Raw genomic sequence first — 18,215 nt, 5'->3', positions numbered from 1 at the left:
CTTCTCCTCCGCTCCTCTCTCCCGCCGCCCGCGCCAAGCATAGCGAAAACCCGCGAGGCCGGATCGGAACGTCCGACGGTCGCGGGTCTTCGTCATGCAATCAACGGCTTATTCGGCCAGAATGGCTTCGATTCTCGCAAGCTCCTCACTCGTGAACACCAGGTTGCTCACCGCTCCCACGGCGTCCTCGATCTGGCTGATCTTGCTGGCTCCGATCAGGGCGGACGTCACGCGTCCTCCGCGAAGCACCCAGGCCAGCGCCATCTGCGACAGCTTCTGGCCGCGCTCTGCGGCGAGCTCGTTCAGCTTGCGCACCTTCTCGAGCGTCTCTTCCTTGATGCCTTCCGCCTTCAGGAAGACGCTTGGGCCCGCAGCGCGGGAATCCGCGGCAACGCCGTTCAGGTAGCGATCCGTCAGGATGCCTTGGTTCAGCGGCGAGAAGGCGATCGAGCCGATTCCTTCTTCGTCGAGGACGTCCTGCAGGCCATTCTCGATCCAGCGGTTCATCATCGAGTAGCTCGGCTGGTGGATCAGGCACGGCGTGCCCAGCTTCTTCAGAATGGCGGACGCTTCCTTCGTCTGCTCGGCGCTGTAGTTGGACAGGCCGACGTAGAGCGCCTTGCCTTGACGGACGATCAGGTCGAGCGCGCCCATCGTCTCTTCGAGCGGCGTGTTCGGATCGGGGCGATGGTGGTAGAAAATATCGACATAATCGACGCCCATCCGCTTGAGGCTCTGGTCGAGGCTGGAGACGAGGTACTTCTTGGAGCCCCATTCTCCGTACGGTCCCGGCCACATGTAGTAGCCCGCCTTCGTCGAGATGATCAGCTCATCGCGGTATGGAGCGAATTCGTGCTTCAGCAATTGGCCGAACGTCTCTTCCGCGGAGCCCGGAGGCGGTCCGTAGTTGTTCGCCAAGTCGAAATGGGTAATTCCCAGGTCGAAGGCGCGTCGCACCATGCCCCTCGCATTCTCGTATACGTTGATGCCGCCGAAGTTGTGCCACAGCCCCAGCGAGATCGCAGGCAGCTTCAGGCCGCTCTTGCCGGAGCGATTATATGTCATCGTGTCATATCGACTTGCATTGGCCGCATAGCTCATCCATTCGTCCTCCTTGAATTCGGATCTACATGCATGATACCCAATCCGGAGGGACAAGTCGATGTCAGTATGGAAGAGATTTATGGCACAATGTCAGCTTCAAGCATCGCCTCTCCGGCTCCGGCGCGGAACTCGGAGGGGGAGACGCCAAGCGTACGCTTGAACATCTTCGAGAACAGCAGCGCATCCGCGTAGCCGACCGAGCGGGCGATCTCTCCCACGCTTAAGGTGCTGTCGCGAAGGAACCGGCACGCCTTGCGCATCCGGTATCGCAGCAGATATTGCTGCGGGGGCAGCCCTTTGGCGCCCTTGAAGATGGCCGACAAATACTTGCGGTCAAGGCCGAGATCGGCGGCGAGCTGCGTGACGGACAGCGCCTCGCCGTAGTGGGCGTGAATGTATTCCATCGCCCGGTGAACATAGACGTGCTGCGATCTCGCTTCGCCCTCCGCCGTCTTCGCGGCCGGCAGCAGCTCGATAAGCGCCGTCAGGAACCGGTACATGACGGCGTTCAGCCGCAAGTCCCGGCTGCTCTCGTGGGCGAGCGTCTCCGTGAGCAGGTCGTATAAGTAGGGCATCACCTGCAGATCCATCGAGAAGACCGGCTGCTCCGGAGTCAGGCTCGTGCGGGACACCCACTTCTCCGACAGATTGCCGCGGAAGCCGCAATACGAGTAGGTCCACGGGTCGTGCTCGTCCGCCTGATAGAAGATGACGACGTTCGGGTGGATAAGGAACGCCTGCCCCGCCGTCAGCGTATAGGTCTTCCCTTCCACCCGGACGATCCCCCGCCCCGTGTGGACGAAGTGGAACTTGTACACGTCCCGAATGCCCGGCCCGAAGGAGTGCAGCGGAGCGCAGTCCTCCTTGCCCCAGTGAGTGATGTAGAGATCGTTCGCTCCCTCGCCTTCCGGATCGGGATTGCAATAGAAGTGCTTCTGGGTCATGCTGCCCGCCCCTCCCCATTCTAACGCCGCCCCTGTTGACGACTGGAAAGATATAACTCAAAATTAAATTGCTGCAATTCATTTTATAAGGACATGAGGTGAAGCCGTTATGACAATTTTAAGCGCGGGTCAGAACGTCGGTCTGGAAGACGCGGAACTGCTGCAGGTTACGATTCAATGCGCATCCGCTCCCTCCGCTCTCGATGTCAGTTGCTTTATGATAAACGACAGCGGCCGCGTGCCTTCGGATGCCTACTTCGTGTTCTACAACCAGACTGCCGATCCTCTGGGCGCCGTGACGTTGCGCACGATCGAGAACCTGAAGTGCCGCTTCGAGATCGATACCCGCAAGCTCCGCCAGAGCGCTGTCGACAAATGCGTGTTCGCAGCCACTCTGGAGGCGGGAACGTTCACGCAGGTGAGCGAATGCCGGGCAATCGTACAAGCGGGCTCGCAGCAAATTACGTATGACATCGCCCAAACTACGCAAGAAACGGCTCTTATCTTCATTGAAGTTTACAAATACCGCGAAGGCTTTAAGGTGCGGGCGATCGGGCGCGGGTTCTTCGGCGGACTGAAGCCGCTCGCCGAGTCCTTCGGCATAGAGGTCGACGAAGAGGCGGCCGCCCAGACGGCCGCCTCCCAAGAACCCGGCGAGCCCGCCGCTTCGGCAGCAGCCGCGCCCGTTGCTCCGAGTCCCGCTCCGGCGCCGCTGAAGCTGTCCAAGATCGACCTGCTCAAACGCAAAGTTGCGCTGACGCTGGAGAAGAGCAAGATCGATCCGATCAAAGCCCGCGTCGCGGTTGTATTCGATGCCTCCGGCTCCATGTACCCGCTATATCGCAAGGGGATTGTCCAAGAAGCCTTCGAACGCATATTGGCGCTTGCCGCAGCCTTCGACGACGACGGCGAGCTGGACGTATGGTTTTTTGCCTCCGAATTTTTGCGGGCGCCCAGCGTTACCGCGCTCGATTACAAGGATTATATCAGTCGGACATATAAGTTGGGCAGCAAGGGCGGTACGAACAACGAGCCTCCCGTTATCAAAGACATTATTCGCAAATATACCGTGGAGCAACCGAATGCCCATATTCCGACTTATATTATTTTTTTCAGCGATGGAGGGGTTGCACAGAAAGGAAAAATAACGCGATTGATCACCGAGTGCTCCTCCAAAAATTTATTCTGGCAATTCGTAGGGCTGGGACAGGCCAATTATGGCGTGCTGCAGCAACTGGACGAAATGCGCGGACGAACGATCGACAACGCCAGCTTCTTCGCTCTTGACGACATCTCGGCCATTAGCGACGAGGAGCTGTACGAGCGGCTGCTTAACGAATTCCCTTCCTGGATCAAGGAAGCTCGCCGCCACGGCATACTGATCTAGTCCGCCGGCACGACAAACGAGACGGAAGTGCCCTGCCCCGGAGCGCTGCGAATGGCCAAGCCAAGGCCGTAAGCTTGCCGCAGCCTCCGGTCGGTATTAAGCAAGCCGATCCCTCCGCCGCTCTTCCTTCCATCCGCCAACAGCTCCCGTGCCGTATGCTCGTCCATCCCCTTCCCATCGTCCTCCACCTCGACTCGGACGCCTTCCGGCGAGGCAGCCAGCCGAATCCACACCGTACCGCCGCGCGCCCGATTCAACAACCCGTGCCTGACCGCGTTCTCCACAAGCGGCTGGATGGTCAGCGGCGGCAACTGCACCGCCACTCCCTCTTCCACCTGCCATTCAACGCGAAGCCGATCGTCGAAGCGCTCCTTCTCGATGTACAGATAGGCGCGTACAAGCTCCAATTCATGCGCGAGCGGAACCATCGTCTCCGTGTTCAGGAAGTCGAAGCTGATGCGCAGGAACGAGGTGAACGCTTCGCCCAGCATGCGCATGCGATCCAAGTCAATGTCGCTGAGAGCGATGAGCGAATTCAACGTGTTGAACAAGAAGTGGGGACGGATCTGCGCCTGAAGATAGGCGGCTTCCATCCTTAAGCTCATCTGAACCGATCGCTTCAGCGCGGTCAGCGACCAGACGCGAGCTTGGAGCTCCGCAGCGTCCGCGGGCTTGGTCACGTAATCGTTGGCCCCGGCCGCGAAGCCTGCGTAGATGTCTTCCGGCTGGCTGCGGGCCGTAAGCAGCAATATCGGAAGCTCGGATATGGAAAATTGTTTGCGAATCTCCAGGGTCAGCTCGTATCCGGACATCCGGGGCATCATGACATCGGCGATAACGAGATCCCACTTCATCGTTCCGAGCAGCGTCAGCGCTTGCGGGCCCGAGCCGGCCGTCGTGACGCAATAGCGGTCCGCGGACAGCACTCCGGTCAGCACCTCCAGATTCACGGGATCGTCGTCCACGACCAGAACCTTCGGCAATTCGGCAGCCGGCGGGAACACGGAAGCGGGCGGCGGCCAGCCGGGCGGAGCTTCCGGCAAGCGGGCGGCCGTCAGCGGCGCGACGGCTCGTCTGGCTTCCTCCCACACCGAATTCAATGTCGGCGGACGGTCGTCGCTCCCGCCGTCTTCCCGGGCGGCCGCCGTCTCGCGAAGCGCATTCGGGTCGCCGATGTACAGAGGAATCGTAAACGCAAAGTCGGAACCGCGGTTCGGCTCCGACTTCAGCGTCAACTGTCCGCCGTGAAGCTCCGCAAGCTGCTTGCAGATCGTCAGCCCAAGCCCGATGCCGCCGCCGATCCCGTGGGACCCTTGCTCGTATGAACGGAAGACCCGGGCTTGCGTCTCCTCGTTCATCCCGATTCCGGTGTCCTTCACGTGAACGGCCGCCATGCCGCCAACCGCTTCGGCCGACAGGACAATCGTGCCGCTCTCCGTATACTTGATCGCGTTGTGCAACAGATTAAACAAAATTTGGACAATACGTTTCTCGTCCGCATATACGGGAGGAAACGATTCCGGAATATCCATCCGCACCTTCAGGCCGGGCTTCGCGGCCGCCAGGTAGGCCAGCATCGCGATAACGCCGGAAGCCGCCGCCTGGAGAGACAGCCGCTCCGGCTGCAGAACGATTCGTTTCTCCTGCAGCCTTGCGAGGTCCAGCAAGTCGTTAACCAGTTGAGACATGCGCCGGCCGACGGTCAAGAGCAGCTCCATGTTCGCGGCGTTCTGGGCGCGAAGCGATGCGCGCTCCTCGTTCAGCACGGTCTGGGCGACATTGATGATGCCATGCAGAGGCGTTCGCAGCTCGTGCGCGGTATGGGCGAGGAATTCGTCCTTCAGCCGGTCGTTCCGCTTCAACCGATCGTTTAATCGGACGATTTCGTGTGCGTTGTAGAAATATTGGCGAAACCAGAACGTCGAGAAGGCAATCAGCGCCGCGATCATGTCAAGCGGGTAGAATTCCGCCGGAGCGGCTCCGAAGCTCTGGAAGACTCCCCAGAATACGCTTGAAGCTGCGGCGGTCGCTGCCAGCAGCAGAAGCAGGTTGTCCTTGGGACTGCGGCGAACCTTCCAAACAAACAGCGCTACGACCGCCAGGATGGGCAGCAAATATAACACCGTATACAAGAGACGAGCCGTCTCGACGATCCGGATCGGCGCCGCAATCATAAATACGGAGCTGACGGCCAGAACGACGGCATACAGACGGAGCCACCGGCTTCGTACGTCCAGGCCGGTCAGCTTCAACGTCATCGCCGTCATTAGAAACGACACGAAGACGTAAGACAAACGTGCTGTTTTTGTCATCGCCGAATAGGACAGCGGCAGCCATTGGAGAAGAAGACGGTCCGAACTGGCAACAATTGTGGCGGCCACGCAGATCAAGAACAGGCCAAACACGATGAGCGATCTCTGGCGCGGGTTCAATGCGTACAGAATAAGCGCGTACAAGCCGTGGAGCAGGAAGATGACGAAGGCGACAAGCTGAAGACCGATCGAATACCAGCGCTCCGTATCGATCGCCGCCTGCGAGCCGAAGCGGACGGCGCTCGTAATGCCGCCGTACCTCGGTTCGTCGAAGTTGGCGACCTGCACGAGCAGATCGATCTCCTTCTCCCCGTTCGCTGCGTACGATACCGTATACGATCGCATAACAGGCGTATAATCCTGTCGCCGCTCGCCGGGATGGCCGAGTCGGGCCAGTACTTTGCCGTTGATCTCCACTTGCGATGAGGTGCGAACATTGTCGAACCAAAATTCGTACGGCTGCTCCAACGAACCGTCAAGCAATATTCTCAGCCGGTACGTTCCGTAGCCGTAGGGGTCGCCGCTGTCGGACGACCAGGCGCTGCGCCAATCTCCGGGCGTCCGAAGATAGCGGGGCGAGCCGGCGTTCCCCGCCTGCACCTCCTCTTCGCTCAAGAGGCGATCCGGGTAGAACTCCCACTCTCCCTCCAGCGGAATCATGCGGGAACGCTCGAAGTCCCAATTCCTCATATCCAATATCCCTTGAATGGCACGGGGATGCTCGGGCAGCGTGTAGTGGTTGTACCACACCGTTCTGCCTCCCAGGAGCAGCAGCACAAACAAAGCAAGCAACACGAAGGGGTTGCGGAAAAATAGCATCCATTTGTGTCTCATAGCTCAATAGTTCGACAGCAACGGGCCGACTCCTTTTTTTGAGAAATTTCCCGCGGTTCCGAGAGCATAATCCCGAAATCGGTCGATTCGCGGCTTCCATAACCGATGCGATAAAAGGACCGGCCCTAAGTCGATGACTTATAGGCCGGTCCCTTGGTTATCTCGTCATTTATTCCCACTCGATCGTCGCCGGCGGCTTGGACGTGATGTCGTAGACGATCCGGTTGACGTTCTGCACCTCGTTGACGATGCGCACGCTGATCTTCTCGAGCACGTCCCACGGAATGCGCGCCCAGTCGGCGGTCATGCCGTCGATCGAGGTGACGGCGCGGATGCCGACGGTGTAATCGTACGTGCGGCCGTCGCCCATGACGCCGACGCTCTTCATGTTCGGAAGCGCGGTGAAGTACTGCCAGATCTCGCGGTCGAGACCGGCCTTCGCGATCTCGTCGCGCAGGATGGCGTCGGATTCGCGGACGATCTCAAGCTTCTCCTCCGTCACTTCGCCCAGCACGCGGATTGCGAGGCCCGGCCCCGGGAACGGCTGGCGCCAGACGATCTCGTCCGGCAGGCCGCATTCGGAGCCGACCTTGCGCACCTCGTCCTTGAACAGCGCCTTCAGCGGCTCGACGAGCTCGAACTTCATGTCTTCCGGCAGGCCGCCGACGTTGTGATGCGACTTGATCGTCTGCGCCGTCGCCGTGCCGCTCTCGACGATGTCCGTGTACAGCGTCCCTTGTGCGAGGAACGCGAAGTCGTCGAACTTGGCGGACTCTTCATCGAATACGTAGATAAACTCGTTGCCGATGATCTTGCGCTTCTTCTCCGGATCGGAGACGCCGGCGAGCTTGCCCATGAAGCGCTCGCGGGCATCGACCTTGACGACCTTCATGTCGAACTTGCCGACGAACGTCTCCATGACGCCTTCGGCTTCGCCCTTGCGAAGCAGGCCGTGGTCGATGAACATGCACGTCAACTGATCGCCGATCGCCTTGTGGATCAGCATCGCAACAACGGAGGAATCGACGCCTCCGGACAAGGCGCACAGCACCTTCTTGTCGCCGACCTGCTGGCGGATGTCCTCGATCGTGTCCTCGATGAACGAGGTCATGCTCCAGTCGCCCTTGCAATCGCAGATCTGATACAGGAAGTTGTTGATCATCTCGTTGCCGTGCACGGAGTGGCGCACCTCCGGGTGGAACTGCACCGCGTACAGCTTGCGGTCCGCGTTGCTCATCGCCGCGACCGGCGCGTGCGGCGTGCTGGCGTCGACCTTGAAGCCGGCCGGAAGCTCGGTGACGTGGTCCCCGTGGCTCATCCATACCGTCTGACGGCTGTCCAGGCCGTGCACAAGCGCGCTGCCTTCCGCGAAGTCGACGTCGGACTTGCCGTATTCGCGCTTGCTGGCCGGTTCGACCTTGCCGCCTTGCTGATGGGTGATGAGCTGCATGCCGTAGCAGATGCCGAGAATCGGCACGCCGAGGTCATAGACGCCCGGATCGACGGAGGGAGCTCCTTCGGCATAGACGCTGGCCGGTCCGCCGGAGAAGACGATTCCCTTCGGGTTCAGGGCGCGGAGCTTGTCCGCGGAAGTGTTGTACGGCAGCAGCTCGCTGTACACGCCAAGGTCGCGAATCCGACGGGCGATGAGCTGATTGTATTGACCGCCGAAGTCCAGTACGACGATCATTTCATGCGGGTTATTAGTCACTGTCTTAACCGAGCCTCCTGGGGGTGAACGCGATCGCAGGCCTGCCGGAGCGGGCCTGCGCCGATTCGCGAATTCATATCAATTGAAGTAATTATATCTTTGCGCCTTCGACAGCGTCAAGGCGAGCCTGATCGTCTTCACCTTCGTGCCCATGGATGCCTTCGCAGGATTCGGGATACCTGAACGCCGCAACAAACGCCGCAACCTATAAAGAAAGCTATCCCCGGCCTCGCGGACCTGACGGGATAGCCTCCTGCGCCTCGTTGTGCTCTGCCTCTAGCCGAAGCGCAGCCCAAGCCGCCTATCGTCAATCATCCATCGATAAACTGCACGGCCAACAAGAACCGCTTCAGCATAACCGTCGCTTCCGCGCGCGTCGCGTTCGCCTGCGGCTCGACGCGGCCGTCCGCCGTGCCTTGCACGATGCCGGCTTCCGCAACTCGCCCGACTGCTGCGCGCGCCCATGACGAGATGCGATTCGCGTCAGCGAAGTCGACGGTCCCGGACACGGCGGCAGACTCGCCATTCCGCTCCTCCTCCGCCAGCGCAAGCGCGTTGGCCAGCATGACCGCCATCTGCTCCCGCGTCACCGTGCCGCTTGGATCGAAGCGGTCTGCAGCCAGCCCCTTCGCCAATCCGGCCTTCACGCCGGCGGCTACCTCCGGCGCGTACCAAGCGGACGACGGCACATCCGCGAAGGTCAAGGCCGCCGGGTCCGCATCCGTTCGGATGCCCAGCGCCCGCACGAGCAACACGAGGAATTCCGCCCGCGTAATGTCGCCGTCAGGGGCGAACTTCGTATCCGACACGCCCTGCACGATCAGCTTCGTCGCCAGCAGCTCCGCATCGTCCTTCGCCCAATGACCGTTCAAGTCGTCGAACGAACGCCGGGTCGTCTCCATGATGGCGTAGATGCTGTTGTGCGGCATCTTCATGGACATCTGCCGCTTGTCGTCGCTTCTCGTCCCCAATACGGCCGGAACGAAGGAGAACGATGGAGCGCTCGGGTCATATACGACGGCGGTATAGCTCTTGCCCGACTCGATCGATTCCATCACGATAGCCCGAGCCATATAGGTGCCGCCGAAGTCCGTCACTTCGATGGAACGGCCTCCGCCCGTCACCGCAATGCGATAATCGACCGCCTGTCCGACCAGCTTCATCCCCTTCGCGCCGGCCAGCCGTTCCAGCTCGGCCTTGGCCGCTCCGACAACCTGCGACGTCACAATGCTCACCTTCATGTCCTGCAGGTCGACGCCCAGCCGGGACGCCAGATCGGCCAGATCCAGCACGTTCACCTGCAGCACGAAGCTCGCGCCGTTTAATTGCACCTCATACTGCAAGCTCGGGTAAGCGGCGAGCTGCTCCCCGAGGCGATCGGCCGGGAAGCGCACATCCACCGCCTGAGCCGTGTCGTCGATCACGATCGTCACGGTCGGCTTGTCTGCGTTCTTCAACTGCTCCAGAATCCGATTCATCAGCTCGTCTGTCAGCTCAACCTTCTCCGTTACCGTCCCGTCCGCCTGCGTCTCCTTCACGATGTCCGTCTCGTCGACACGGACCACGACGCCTCCGTCCGGAGACAATTCGACCTTCGTTCCGGAGCCGGGCGGCGTGCTGGCCGGGTACACGATGGAGGAGATCGCAATGACCGCTGCAGACTCGTTGCCTGCGGCATCCTGGGCGTATACAGTATAGTCTCCGTTCGCATACGCCTTGAACTCATTCGTATCGATAATCGATGTGCCGGCCGTGTCCGCGTCCTCTGCGAAGTCGGCGACATCATGCGCTCCCCTCAGCCAATTCAGCTTCACGAGCGAGTTCCCGGCTGCCGCTTCTCCGTATACGACTGCCGTCACCGACACATCGGCCGTCGTGCCCGGCGTGTCGGATGCGCTCAGCTCAAGCGCCGGCGCCAGACCGATCAGCCGAATGCCGCCCGTCTCGGGAACGGCGAAGCTCGCCTTGGCATCCGCGCCGCCCGCGACAAGCGTGACGGCCGCGTCGGCCGGAAGATCAAGCAAACTGTCGACCGCAATGCCGTCTTCGTCCAGATCGCCTGAGGCCACCGTGTATTCGAACGTCAAGCTTGTCGTCGGTTCGTCCGTTGCCCCGGTATACTCGGCGTACACCGTGTCGGCGGAGGAATCGGCTCCGATCGCAAGCGACAGCCGCGGCGCACCGGCCACGCTCACCTCGTCGCGATAAGTCAACGTGAAGGCGAGGGTGTCTCCCACACCGTACAAGCCTGCGTCCGGCACGTTCAGAACGACGACGACCACCGCTAATTCGAACGCCGAGATCGCGCCAACTAGCGTCGTCTGCGCATCGTCCAATTGTGCCTGCGTCCGGTTCGCCGCGTCGTCCAACACGTCCTGTGCCGCTTCGATCGCCGCTTGCAGCGCGCTTCGATCGCTCGCGGACGCCTGCCCGAGCCCGGCTCCTTCCGAATGATCCGCCAATTCCTGCTCGGCAGCCGCGAGCTCATCGTTCAACGCCGCCGGATCGCCGGCGACGACAACCGCCTCGTTAAACGTCGCGAGCGCGCCGCTTAACGCCGTCTTGGCCGCGTCCAATTGTGCCTGCGATTGATGCGACGCATCAGTCGCGACGAGCTGCGCCGCATCGATCGCCGCTTGCAGCGCATTCCGATCGCTCGCCGACGCTTGTCCGACGTTCGTGCCCTCCGGATGGTCCGTCAGCGCCTGCTCGGCAGCGTCCAGCTCATTGTTCAGCGACGTTGGATCGCCGGCTGCGATCACCGCCCCGTTAAACGTCGCAAGCGCGTCGTTTAACGTCGTCATTGCCGCATCCAGTTGATCCTGCGTCCAATCCTCCGCTTCGTCCGCTACCAACTGCGCCGCGTCGATGGCCGTCTGCAACGCGTTCCGGTCGCTCGCCGACGCCTGTCCGAATCCCGTCCCCTGCGGATGATCCGTCAATGCCTGCCCTGCCGTCACGATCGCCGCGTTCAGCGCGGCAGCGTCTCCCGCCGCAATCACCGCTCCGTTAAACGTTGCAATGGCGCCATTCAGCGTTGACACTGCCGAATCCAGTTGCGCCTGCGTCCGATTAGCCGCGTCGTCCAACACGTCCTGTGCCGCGTCGATCGCCGCTTGCAGCGCATTCCGATCGCTCGCCGACGCTTGTCCGACATTCGTTCCCGCCGGATGATCCGCCAGCGCCTGCCCTGCCGTCGTTATTGCCGCATCCAGCGTTGCCGGGTCGCCGGCAACAATTACCGCCCCGTTAAACGTTGCGATTGCGCCGCTTAACGTCGTCTTGGCCGCATCCAACTGCGCTTGCGTTCGGTGCGCGGCGTCGTCCACATTCAGTTGCGCCGCGTCGATCGCCGCTTGCAGCGCGTCCCAATCGCTTGCCAACGCTTCTCCGACATTCGTTCCCTTCGGATGAGTTGTCAGTGCCAGCTCGGCCGCATCGATCTCATCCTCCAACTCATTCGGGTCGCCGGCTATCAGAATGTTCGTTATGTCAATCGTCTTGACAGCCTCGTTGCCTGCCGCATCCTTCACATAGACCGTGTAGGTTCCGTTGCTCGACGCGGCGAACGTCTTGCTTGTCGTAATATCGGTCCCCGCGCTCGCGAAGTCAGCCTCGACCTTGCTTCCGGACAGCCACTTCAACAGGCTGAGCGAATTGCCGCTGCCGTCGATCGAAGGGGTCACGGCGACGTTCACTGGATCGAACGTATCGCTCGGCGGCGAAGGGGTTAACGTCAGGCTCGGCGCCGCCGGCATGTTGACGGAGTGGGAGACGCCTGAGGAGCTTGCCGTCACATAGTGACTGTCTCCTAGGTAACTAACCGACAACGTATGCGGTCCTACTGCCAGGGAAGATGTCGTGTACGTTGCAACTCCTCCGCTAAGCGAAGCGCTCCCCAATACGGTAGAACCGTCCATGAATTGAACGGTGCCGGTCGGCGTCTCCAGCTCGCCGGACACCGTCGCCGTCAGCGTGATCGACTGCAGCTTGGTCGAAAACGATGCCGGCGATACGCCAAGCGTTGCCGATGGCGCGAACTTCAGTCGGACAGGTACCAATTGACCTGCGCCCCATGTCCAGATTTGGCCGTCATCATCGAGCGCGAACGACTTGCCGTCACCAGCGGCGACCGACACGAAGCTGACCGCATCGCCGTTATCCGTTACGATCAGCTTCTGCGGCGATCCGTTAACGGTCGTTCCATCGCCCAGTTGCCCCTCGGCGTTACGGCCCCAGCTCCAGATGTCGCCTGCCGTATCCACGGCCAGCACGAACTGGTTGCCGGCGGACAGCGCGATGAATTCCGCAGGCACGCCGCCGTCCACCAGATTGCGTATCGTCGGCGTGCCTGTGCCCGCCGTTCCCGAAGCGCCCCCGTCCCCCAATTGACCAGAGCTGTTATTGCCCCATGTCCAGATATGGCCATCCGTATCCAAAGCGGTATGCAGCAAGTAGTCGTTGCCGCCGGCTTCGCCATTGCCGGTGGAGATCGCCTTGAATCTAGCCGACAACCCGTACTCCGTAGGGGGGATAACACTGCTATTACTGAAGAGATTCCAGAGCCGGCCGGACGTGTCAATCGCGAGAGCGTAATTGTTCCCGCCCGATACACTCTTGAAGGAGACCGGGCCGGAGCCATCCGTTATCGTCAACTTCATCGGTTCATCGCCAATCAGCCAGCCCCAGGCCCAGATCGCACCATCGCTGTCGATGGCAAACCCGTTAAACATCGCCGTATCGATCGCTGTGAATGTGACATCTTCCCCTCCGTCCGATATGGGAAGCTTGGTCCAAGAAGTAACTGTACCGGAATCACCCGGCCCGTTGCCTTGGGCGCCGTATGCGTCTTCCCCAGTCATCCACAAGTGACCGGTGGTGTCGAGCGCTAACGAGATCGCTCGTATTGGCTTCACATCCTGAAAGGTTACAGACGTCTCTCCGTCCATCACATTGATGCGCTTGGGCGTAACGGTACTGTTGGTCGTTCCGTCTCCGAACGTGCCAGCATTGCCGCCCCAAGCCCAGAGATGTCCCGCATCGTCAAGTGCGAATGTCCCAAACGTTCGATAAGTTGACGATGACACGCCCTTAAACGTCAACCCCGGCGCTGCACTCGCCTTCGGGGGGACGATGAGCGGGCCGACAAATAAAAGGAATGTTAGCAGGGCTATCAACGATTTTCTCAAGGCAATCTCCCTCTCTGGTAATCAATCCTATAAGTATATCGCACTGCTATGAAAGATTAATGAAAGAATCGCCAGAAAAAGGGACGCGAATGATGAAAAGAAACGCGCGATACAACTCTAATGCCCGTTAACCAATGTCAGTTCTCCAGCTTCGCCTCTGCAGCCTCCAGCACGGCCTCCACATGCCCTTTGACCCGCAATCCTCTCCACTCCTTGACCAGCTTGCCTTGCTCGTCGATCAGGAAGGTCGAGCGCACGATCCCCATGTAGCGTCTCCCGTACATCGTCTTCTCCTGCCATACGCCGAACAGCTCGGCGACCTCATGGTCCGGATCGGACAACAGTTGGAAGGGCAGCTCGTGCTTGCCGATAAACTTCAAGTGACTCTTGACCGGGTCCGGGCTGATGCCGAGCACGACGGCCCCCGCCTCCTCGAACTGCGGATGGGCATCGCGGAAGTCGCACGCCTCCTGGGTGCAGCTTGTCGTGTTGTCCTTCGGATAGAAGTAGACGATAACCTTGCGGCCTTGATAATCGGAGAGTCTTACGTTCTCTCCCGTCGACGATGGCAGGACGAAGTCCGGCACCGCTTGTCCGATCGATACTTGCGTCATAGTAGCATCCCTTCCTTAATATAAGTTCCGGTACATAAGCTCCGGCATTGGAATCCGACATTCTAAGATCCGGCGCCGCGATACCGTTTGATTCCGTGGCTCCAGACCGCGATCCCGATCGTGCAGACAACAAGGCCGACGGCGGGCGTCAGCCACGCCATGACGGAATTACGATGGTTGTCCAGGAAGAACGAGGCCGGGTACACACCGACGAACGCGAACGGCAGCAGCCACGTAAGCAGGAAGCGGATCGTCCGGTTGTAGATCTGGATCGGATATCGCCCGTAGTTCTGAATGTTGTAGACGAGCGGCGTGATGCCCGTCGGCGCGTCCGTGTAGAAGGACAGCGCTGCAATCGTGATATAGATGCCCATGTAGACGAGCGTCGACCCGAGCGCCATCACGAGCAGGACAAGCGGATCGTACCAATCGAAGGGCAGGCCGAGCCGCCACCATGCCGTCGCCAGAATGCCGAGTCCGACGAAGGAGCCGATGATCGACGGAGGGTCGACGTTCTCGAGCAGCACCTGGGCGAGCGAGCCTGCGGGACGGGTCAGAATCCGGTCCATCTCTCCCTTCGCAATGTAACGGTCGCCGAAGTTCCACAGGTTCGAGACCGCGCTGAACAGGCCGTAAGGGATCATGAAGTAGCCGTAGACGAACACGACCTCCGCTTCGCTCCAATCGCCGAGAGCCGGCGTGTGGCGGAAGACGACGAAGATGAAGATCAGGTTCATCGCCGAGAACAGCAGATCGGAGGCGACCTCCACCCAGAAGTCCGCGCGATACGTCAGCTTGGTCTTCATGTAATTGGCGATATACTCCTTGAACAGGGACAACGTAAACAGCAGCTTCTTCACCGGTCACCCTCCTTGCACGAACAGCCGCTTGCGCGCCGCCCGCCACATCAGAAGGATCGGCACGATCAGCACCGCGAACCAGATAAGCTGGACGCCCAGCGCGTTCCAGGCCGCATCTCCGCCCAACCTGCCCGTGAACACCGAACTCGGCAAGTACGTGATCGCCTGGAACGGCAGCCACTTCAGCACCGTCTCCGCCCACCCCGGGAAGAACGTAAGAGGAATCATCACCCCGGACAGCAGGTCGATCAGCATTCTTTTCATCCGCATCAGGCCCTCGTTATTCTCCACGAAGAACGCGAACAGCCCCGTCAGAATGTTAAGCTGGGTATTAATCAGGAAGCTGAACCATAACATGAGGAAGAAAATCCCCCAGAGAGACGGATCATGAGGAAGGTCGACGGGGAACAGCAGACAGGCGACGATCATTCCGGGCATCATGAGCATCAGCATCCGGAACAAGCCTTCTCCGAAGCCTTGCATCATCTTTACCAGCAGGTACGAGATCGGCCTGAGCATCTGCACGGCGACGCTGCCGTCGCGAATCTCGTTAGAGATCTCGCGATCAAGGTTGTTGAAGTAGAACGCCCGCGCCATCCAGGACACCGCGATATAGGTCGTCATCTGCGCCACGGTGAAGCCGCCGAGCGTGTCCGCGTCGCCGTAAATCGCCTTCCACATGAAGTAGTAGGCACCGATGTTGATCGTGTAGATGACGATTCCGCTGTAATAGTTGATCCGGTAGGCGAGCATCGTCAGGAAGCGGATGCGGACGAAGTCGAAGTATGCGCTAACCACGAATGCCCTCCCCCGCCTCCGGGCTGCCGGTGCGGTAAATCTCGCGGACGATCTCGTCCGTGTTCGTCTCGAGAATCTTGATGTCGCTGATCTCCGCCCGGCTCACGACCTTGGACAGAACGTCCGACACGTTCATCTCGCGCGGAATCCACACCTTGGCGGCCATCTCGTTCTCGATCGTCCAGCGAACATCGAGCCCCTCTGTTAGAGAGCGTACCCGCTCCAGGGACACGGCGTCCGTGAACTGGAACACAATCTCGCGCCCCTTGCTCCATCTATCCTTAAGCTCGTCCAGACCGCCGTCGTAGATGATATGGCCGTCATCGAGCATAATAACTCTGGAGCAGAGCGCATCGATGTCCTGAAGATCGTGGGTGGTCAGCAAAATCGTCGTTCCGTGCTCGCGGTTGATTTTGCGGAGAAATTCCCGGATTTGGGTCTTCACAATAATGTCCAGGCCGATCGTCGGCTCGTCCAGGAACAGAATCGACGGCTGATGCAGCAGGGCCGCCACAAGCTCGCAGCGCATCCGCTGCCCGAGGCTCAGCTTGCGCACCGGACGGTTCAACAGCTCGCCGAGGTCCAGCGTCTCGATCAGTTCGTCCAGCCGACGCTTGAAGTCGGCTTCGTCCACGCGGTACACCTTGCGGAGCAGCCGGAACGACTCGATAACGCCGATGTCCCACCAGAGCTGGCTGCGCTGGCCGAACACGACGCCGATCTCCCTCGCGAAGCGCTCGCGGTCCCGATGGGGAACGAACCCGTTCACGCGGATGTCGCCCGACGTCGGCACCAGAATGCCCGTCAGCATCTTGATCGTCGTCGACTTGCCCGCCCCGTTCTCGCCGATGTAGCCGCAGATTTCTCCTTGGGGAATGCTAAAGCTGATATCCTTCACGGCGGTCACCAAGGTATGCTCCCGCTTGAACAGATCGAGCAGCGCACCCTTGAGTCCCTCGCGGTTGCGCTGGACGTTAAATTGCTTGCGAAGCCGGGTCACTTCGATGGCCGGCATTGAGGAATAAACTGAATTGGACAATTTTCGAACTCCTTTTTTGTCGACACAACTTGATTCAAAGCGGCATGTAACTTTATAATTCTACAATACGTCTAGTTATAAGCAAACATGCTTCAGCAATCAAGGAAGGCTGAAGAATCGTAAACTTGTACGATTAACCCTGCGGCAGACTTCGGCGGGAGCCTCTCTTGGGTACGATCACGGAAAGGAACTAATCGGCATGAAGAAAACATGGAAGCGAATCCTTTATTCCCTGCTGGCGCTTATCGTTGTCGCCGTTGTGTTCGTGGGTTGGAAGGCCTACGCGACCTACAACGAGCTGGACAATCTCCAGAAGGACGAAGGCGAATCGATCTTCGACCAATTCGAGAGCAAGCCGGAGTATCAGCCTCCCGAGTGGACGGGAACCGAACGAGTCAACATTCTGCTTATGGGCGCCGACCGGCGCGATATGGATAAGGACGAGATTGCCCGCTCCGACTCGATGATGATCGCCTCGTTCGACCCCGTAACGAAGCAGGCCCACCTGTTCTCCATCCTGCGCGATACGTACGCGGAGATTCCGGGCTACAAGGACAACCGGATCAATACGGCTGTCGTGCTCGGAGGCAACGAGCTCGCCATGAAGACGGTAAGCGATCTGACCGGCCTGGACATTCAGTATTACGTGTACGTCGACTTCCAAGGGTTCATCAAGCTCGTGGACGCGATCGGCGGCGTGGACTTCTACGTCGAGAAGGATATGCACTACACCGATGCGGCCGACGGGCACCGCTTCGATATCGACCTGAAGGAAGGCCAGCAGCACCTGGACGGCGAGCACGCCCTTCAATATGTCCGCTTCCGTCACGACGCCATGAGCGACTTCACGCGTACGGAGCGGCAGCGCGCCTTCCTGGGAGCGATCGCCGATAAGCTGAAGAGCGGCTGGAATCTGGTGAAGCTGCCGGACATTATCGGCGAAGTCAGCCCTTATATCGAGACGAATCTGTCTGCGAACGATATGCTGAAGCTGGCCAGCCTCGGCTACAAGTCGCACCAAGCCGGCTCGGCGCAACTGCCTCCGATGGAACTCATCACGGAGAAGAACGTCGGCGGAGCCTCGGTCATCGGAATCAAGGACGAAGACGAACTGCGAGCCTATGTGCAGGAAGTGCTGAGCCAGGACCAGACGGCTGTTGCGACTCCGCCGGCATCCGCGTCAAGCTCGGCTGCGGGTTCCGGGTCGGAGGACGAATCGGCTTCGTCGGCCAACGAATAAATAGCAAGACCGGAGGGCCGTCTGGCAGACGGCTCTCTTGTGCGTATGGGGCGATCAGCGCGTACGATCTGCGAAGGGATCAGCGGCCCGCGACCCCATGAGCGTACATGTAATGCAAAAGTGCATCTCTTTTGGCAGGAAGCGGCTAATTTCGCGCAATGTAATGCAAAAGTACATCTGATT

11 protein-coding genes are annotated in these 18,215 nt (G+C 60.0%); 2 read left to right on the top strand and 9 right to left on the bottom strand.

What is annotated here, in order from left to right; all coding sequences use genetic code 11:
- Window positions 1–108: 108 nt before the first annotated feature.
- Together mgrA and E6C55_RS13655 are read right to left on the bottom strand one after the other, a co-directional pair.
- Window positions 109–1,101 (bottom strand): L-glyceraldehyde 3-phosphate reductase, encoded by a 993-nt coding sequence (gene mgrA, locus E6C55_RS13660; protein WP_136370350.1) that lies wholly within the window; start codon window positions 1,099–1,101, stop codon window positions 109–111.
- Between the two features lie 80 nt (window positions 1,102–1,181).
- Entirely contained in the window at window positions 1,182–2,048 is an 867-nt protein-coding gene (locus E6C55_RS13655) for an AraC family transcriptional regulator (RefSeq protein WP_136370349.1), read from the bottom strand.
- A 109-nt stretch (window positions 2,049–2,157) separates the two neighbouring features.
- Here E6C55_RS13655 and E6C55_RS13650 point away from each other — a divergent pair, with 109 nt between their 5' ends.
- Window positions 2,158–3,435, top strand: a complete 1,278-nt coding sequence (locus tag E6C55_RS13650; RefSeq protein ID WP_136370348.1) for a vWA domain-containing protein — start codon at window positions 2,158–2,160, stop codon at window positions 3,433–3,435.
- On the opposite strand, the gene E6C55_RS13645 is transcribed toward E6C55_RS13650, so the two are convergent.
- The 7 genes from E6C55_RS13645 to E6C55_RS13615 form a co-directional block, all read right to left on the bottom strand.
- Window positions 3,432–6,566, bottom strand: coding sequence for a hybrid sensor histidine kinase/response regulator (locus E6C55_RS13645; RefSeq protein WP_230986677.1), 3,135 nt, complete (start codon window positions 6,564–6,566; stop codon window positions 3,432–3,434). The genes E6C55_RS13650 and E6C55_RS13645 overlap by 4 nt on opposite strands.
- Window positions 6,567–6,750: 184 nt before the next feature.
- Entirely contained in the window at window positions 6,751–8,271 is a 1,521-nt protein-coding gene (gene guaA / locus E6C55_RS13640; protein WP_136370411.1) for a glutamine-hydrolyzing GMP synthase, read from the bottom strand.
- A gap of 332 nt (window positions 8,272–8,603) precedes the next feature.
- Window positions 8,604–13,379 carry an S-layer homology domain-containing protein gene (locus E6C55_RS13635; protein WP_136370346.1) on the bottom strand — a complete coding sequence of 1,592 codons (4,776 nt, stop codon included), beginning with the start codon at window positions 13,377–13,379 and terminating at the stop codon, window positions 8,604–8,606.
- A gap of 239 nt (window positions 13,380–13,618) precedes the next feature.
- The gene (gene bcp, locus E6C55_RS13630) at window positions 13,619–14,095 is read right to left on the bottom strand and encodes a thioredoxin-dependent thiol peroxidase (RefSeq protein WP_136370345.1); all 477 of its coding nucleotides are present in this window, start codon (window positions 14,093–14,095) and stop codon (window positions 13,619–13,621) included.
- A 62-nt stretch (window positions 14,096–14,157) separates the two neighbouring features.
- The gene (locus E6C55_RS13625; RefSeq protein WP_136370410.1) at window positions 14,158–14,943 is read right to left on the bottom strand and encodes an ABC transporter permease; all 786 of its coding nucleotides are present in this window, start codon (window positions 14,941–14,943) and stop codon (window positions 14,158–14,160) included.
- 15 nt (window positions 14,944–14,958) lie between these two features.
- Window positions 14,959–15,753, bottom strand: a complete 795-nt coding sequence (locus tag E6C55_RS13620) for an ABC transporter permease (protein ID WP_136370344.1) — start codon at window positions 15,751–15,753, stop codon at window positions 14,959–14,961.
- A complete protein-coding gene (locus E6C55_RS13615) occupies window positions 15,746–16,768 on the bottom strand; it encodes an ABC transporter ATP-binding protein (RefSeq protein ID WP_136370409.1) in 1,023 nt (340 codons plus the stop codon). The genes E6C55_RS13620 and E6C55_RS13615 overlap by 8 nt, the downstream gene beginning before the upstream one ends.
- 223 nt (window positions 16,769–16,991) lie before the next feature.
- On the opposite strand from E6C55_RS13615, the gene E6C55_RS13610 reads away from it, so the two are divergent.
- Entirely contained in the window at window positions 16,992–18,032 is a 1,041-nt protein-coding gene (locus tag E6C55_RS13610) for an LCP family protein (protein WP_136370343.1), read from the top strand.
- The last annotated feature ends 183 nt before the right edge of the window (window positions 18,033–18,215 follow it).

This window comes from Cohnella fermenti, from assembly GCF_004801405.1.
In the GTDB taxonomy this organism is placed as follows: domain Bacteria; phylum Bacillota; class Bacilli; order Paenibacillales; family Paenibacillaceae; genus Cohnella; species Cohnella fermenti.
This window is presented reverse-complemented; position numbering and strand designations above follow the sequence as displayed.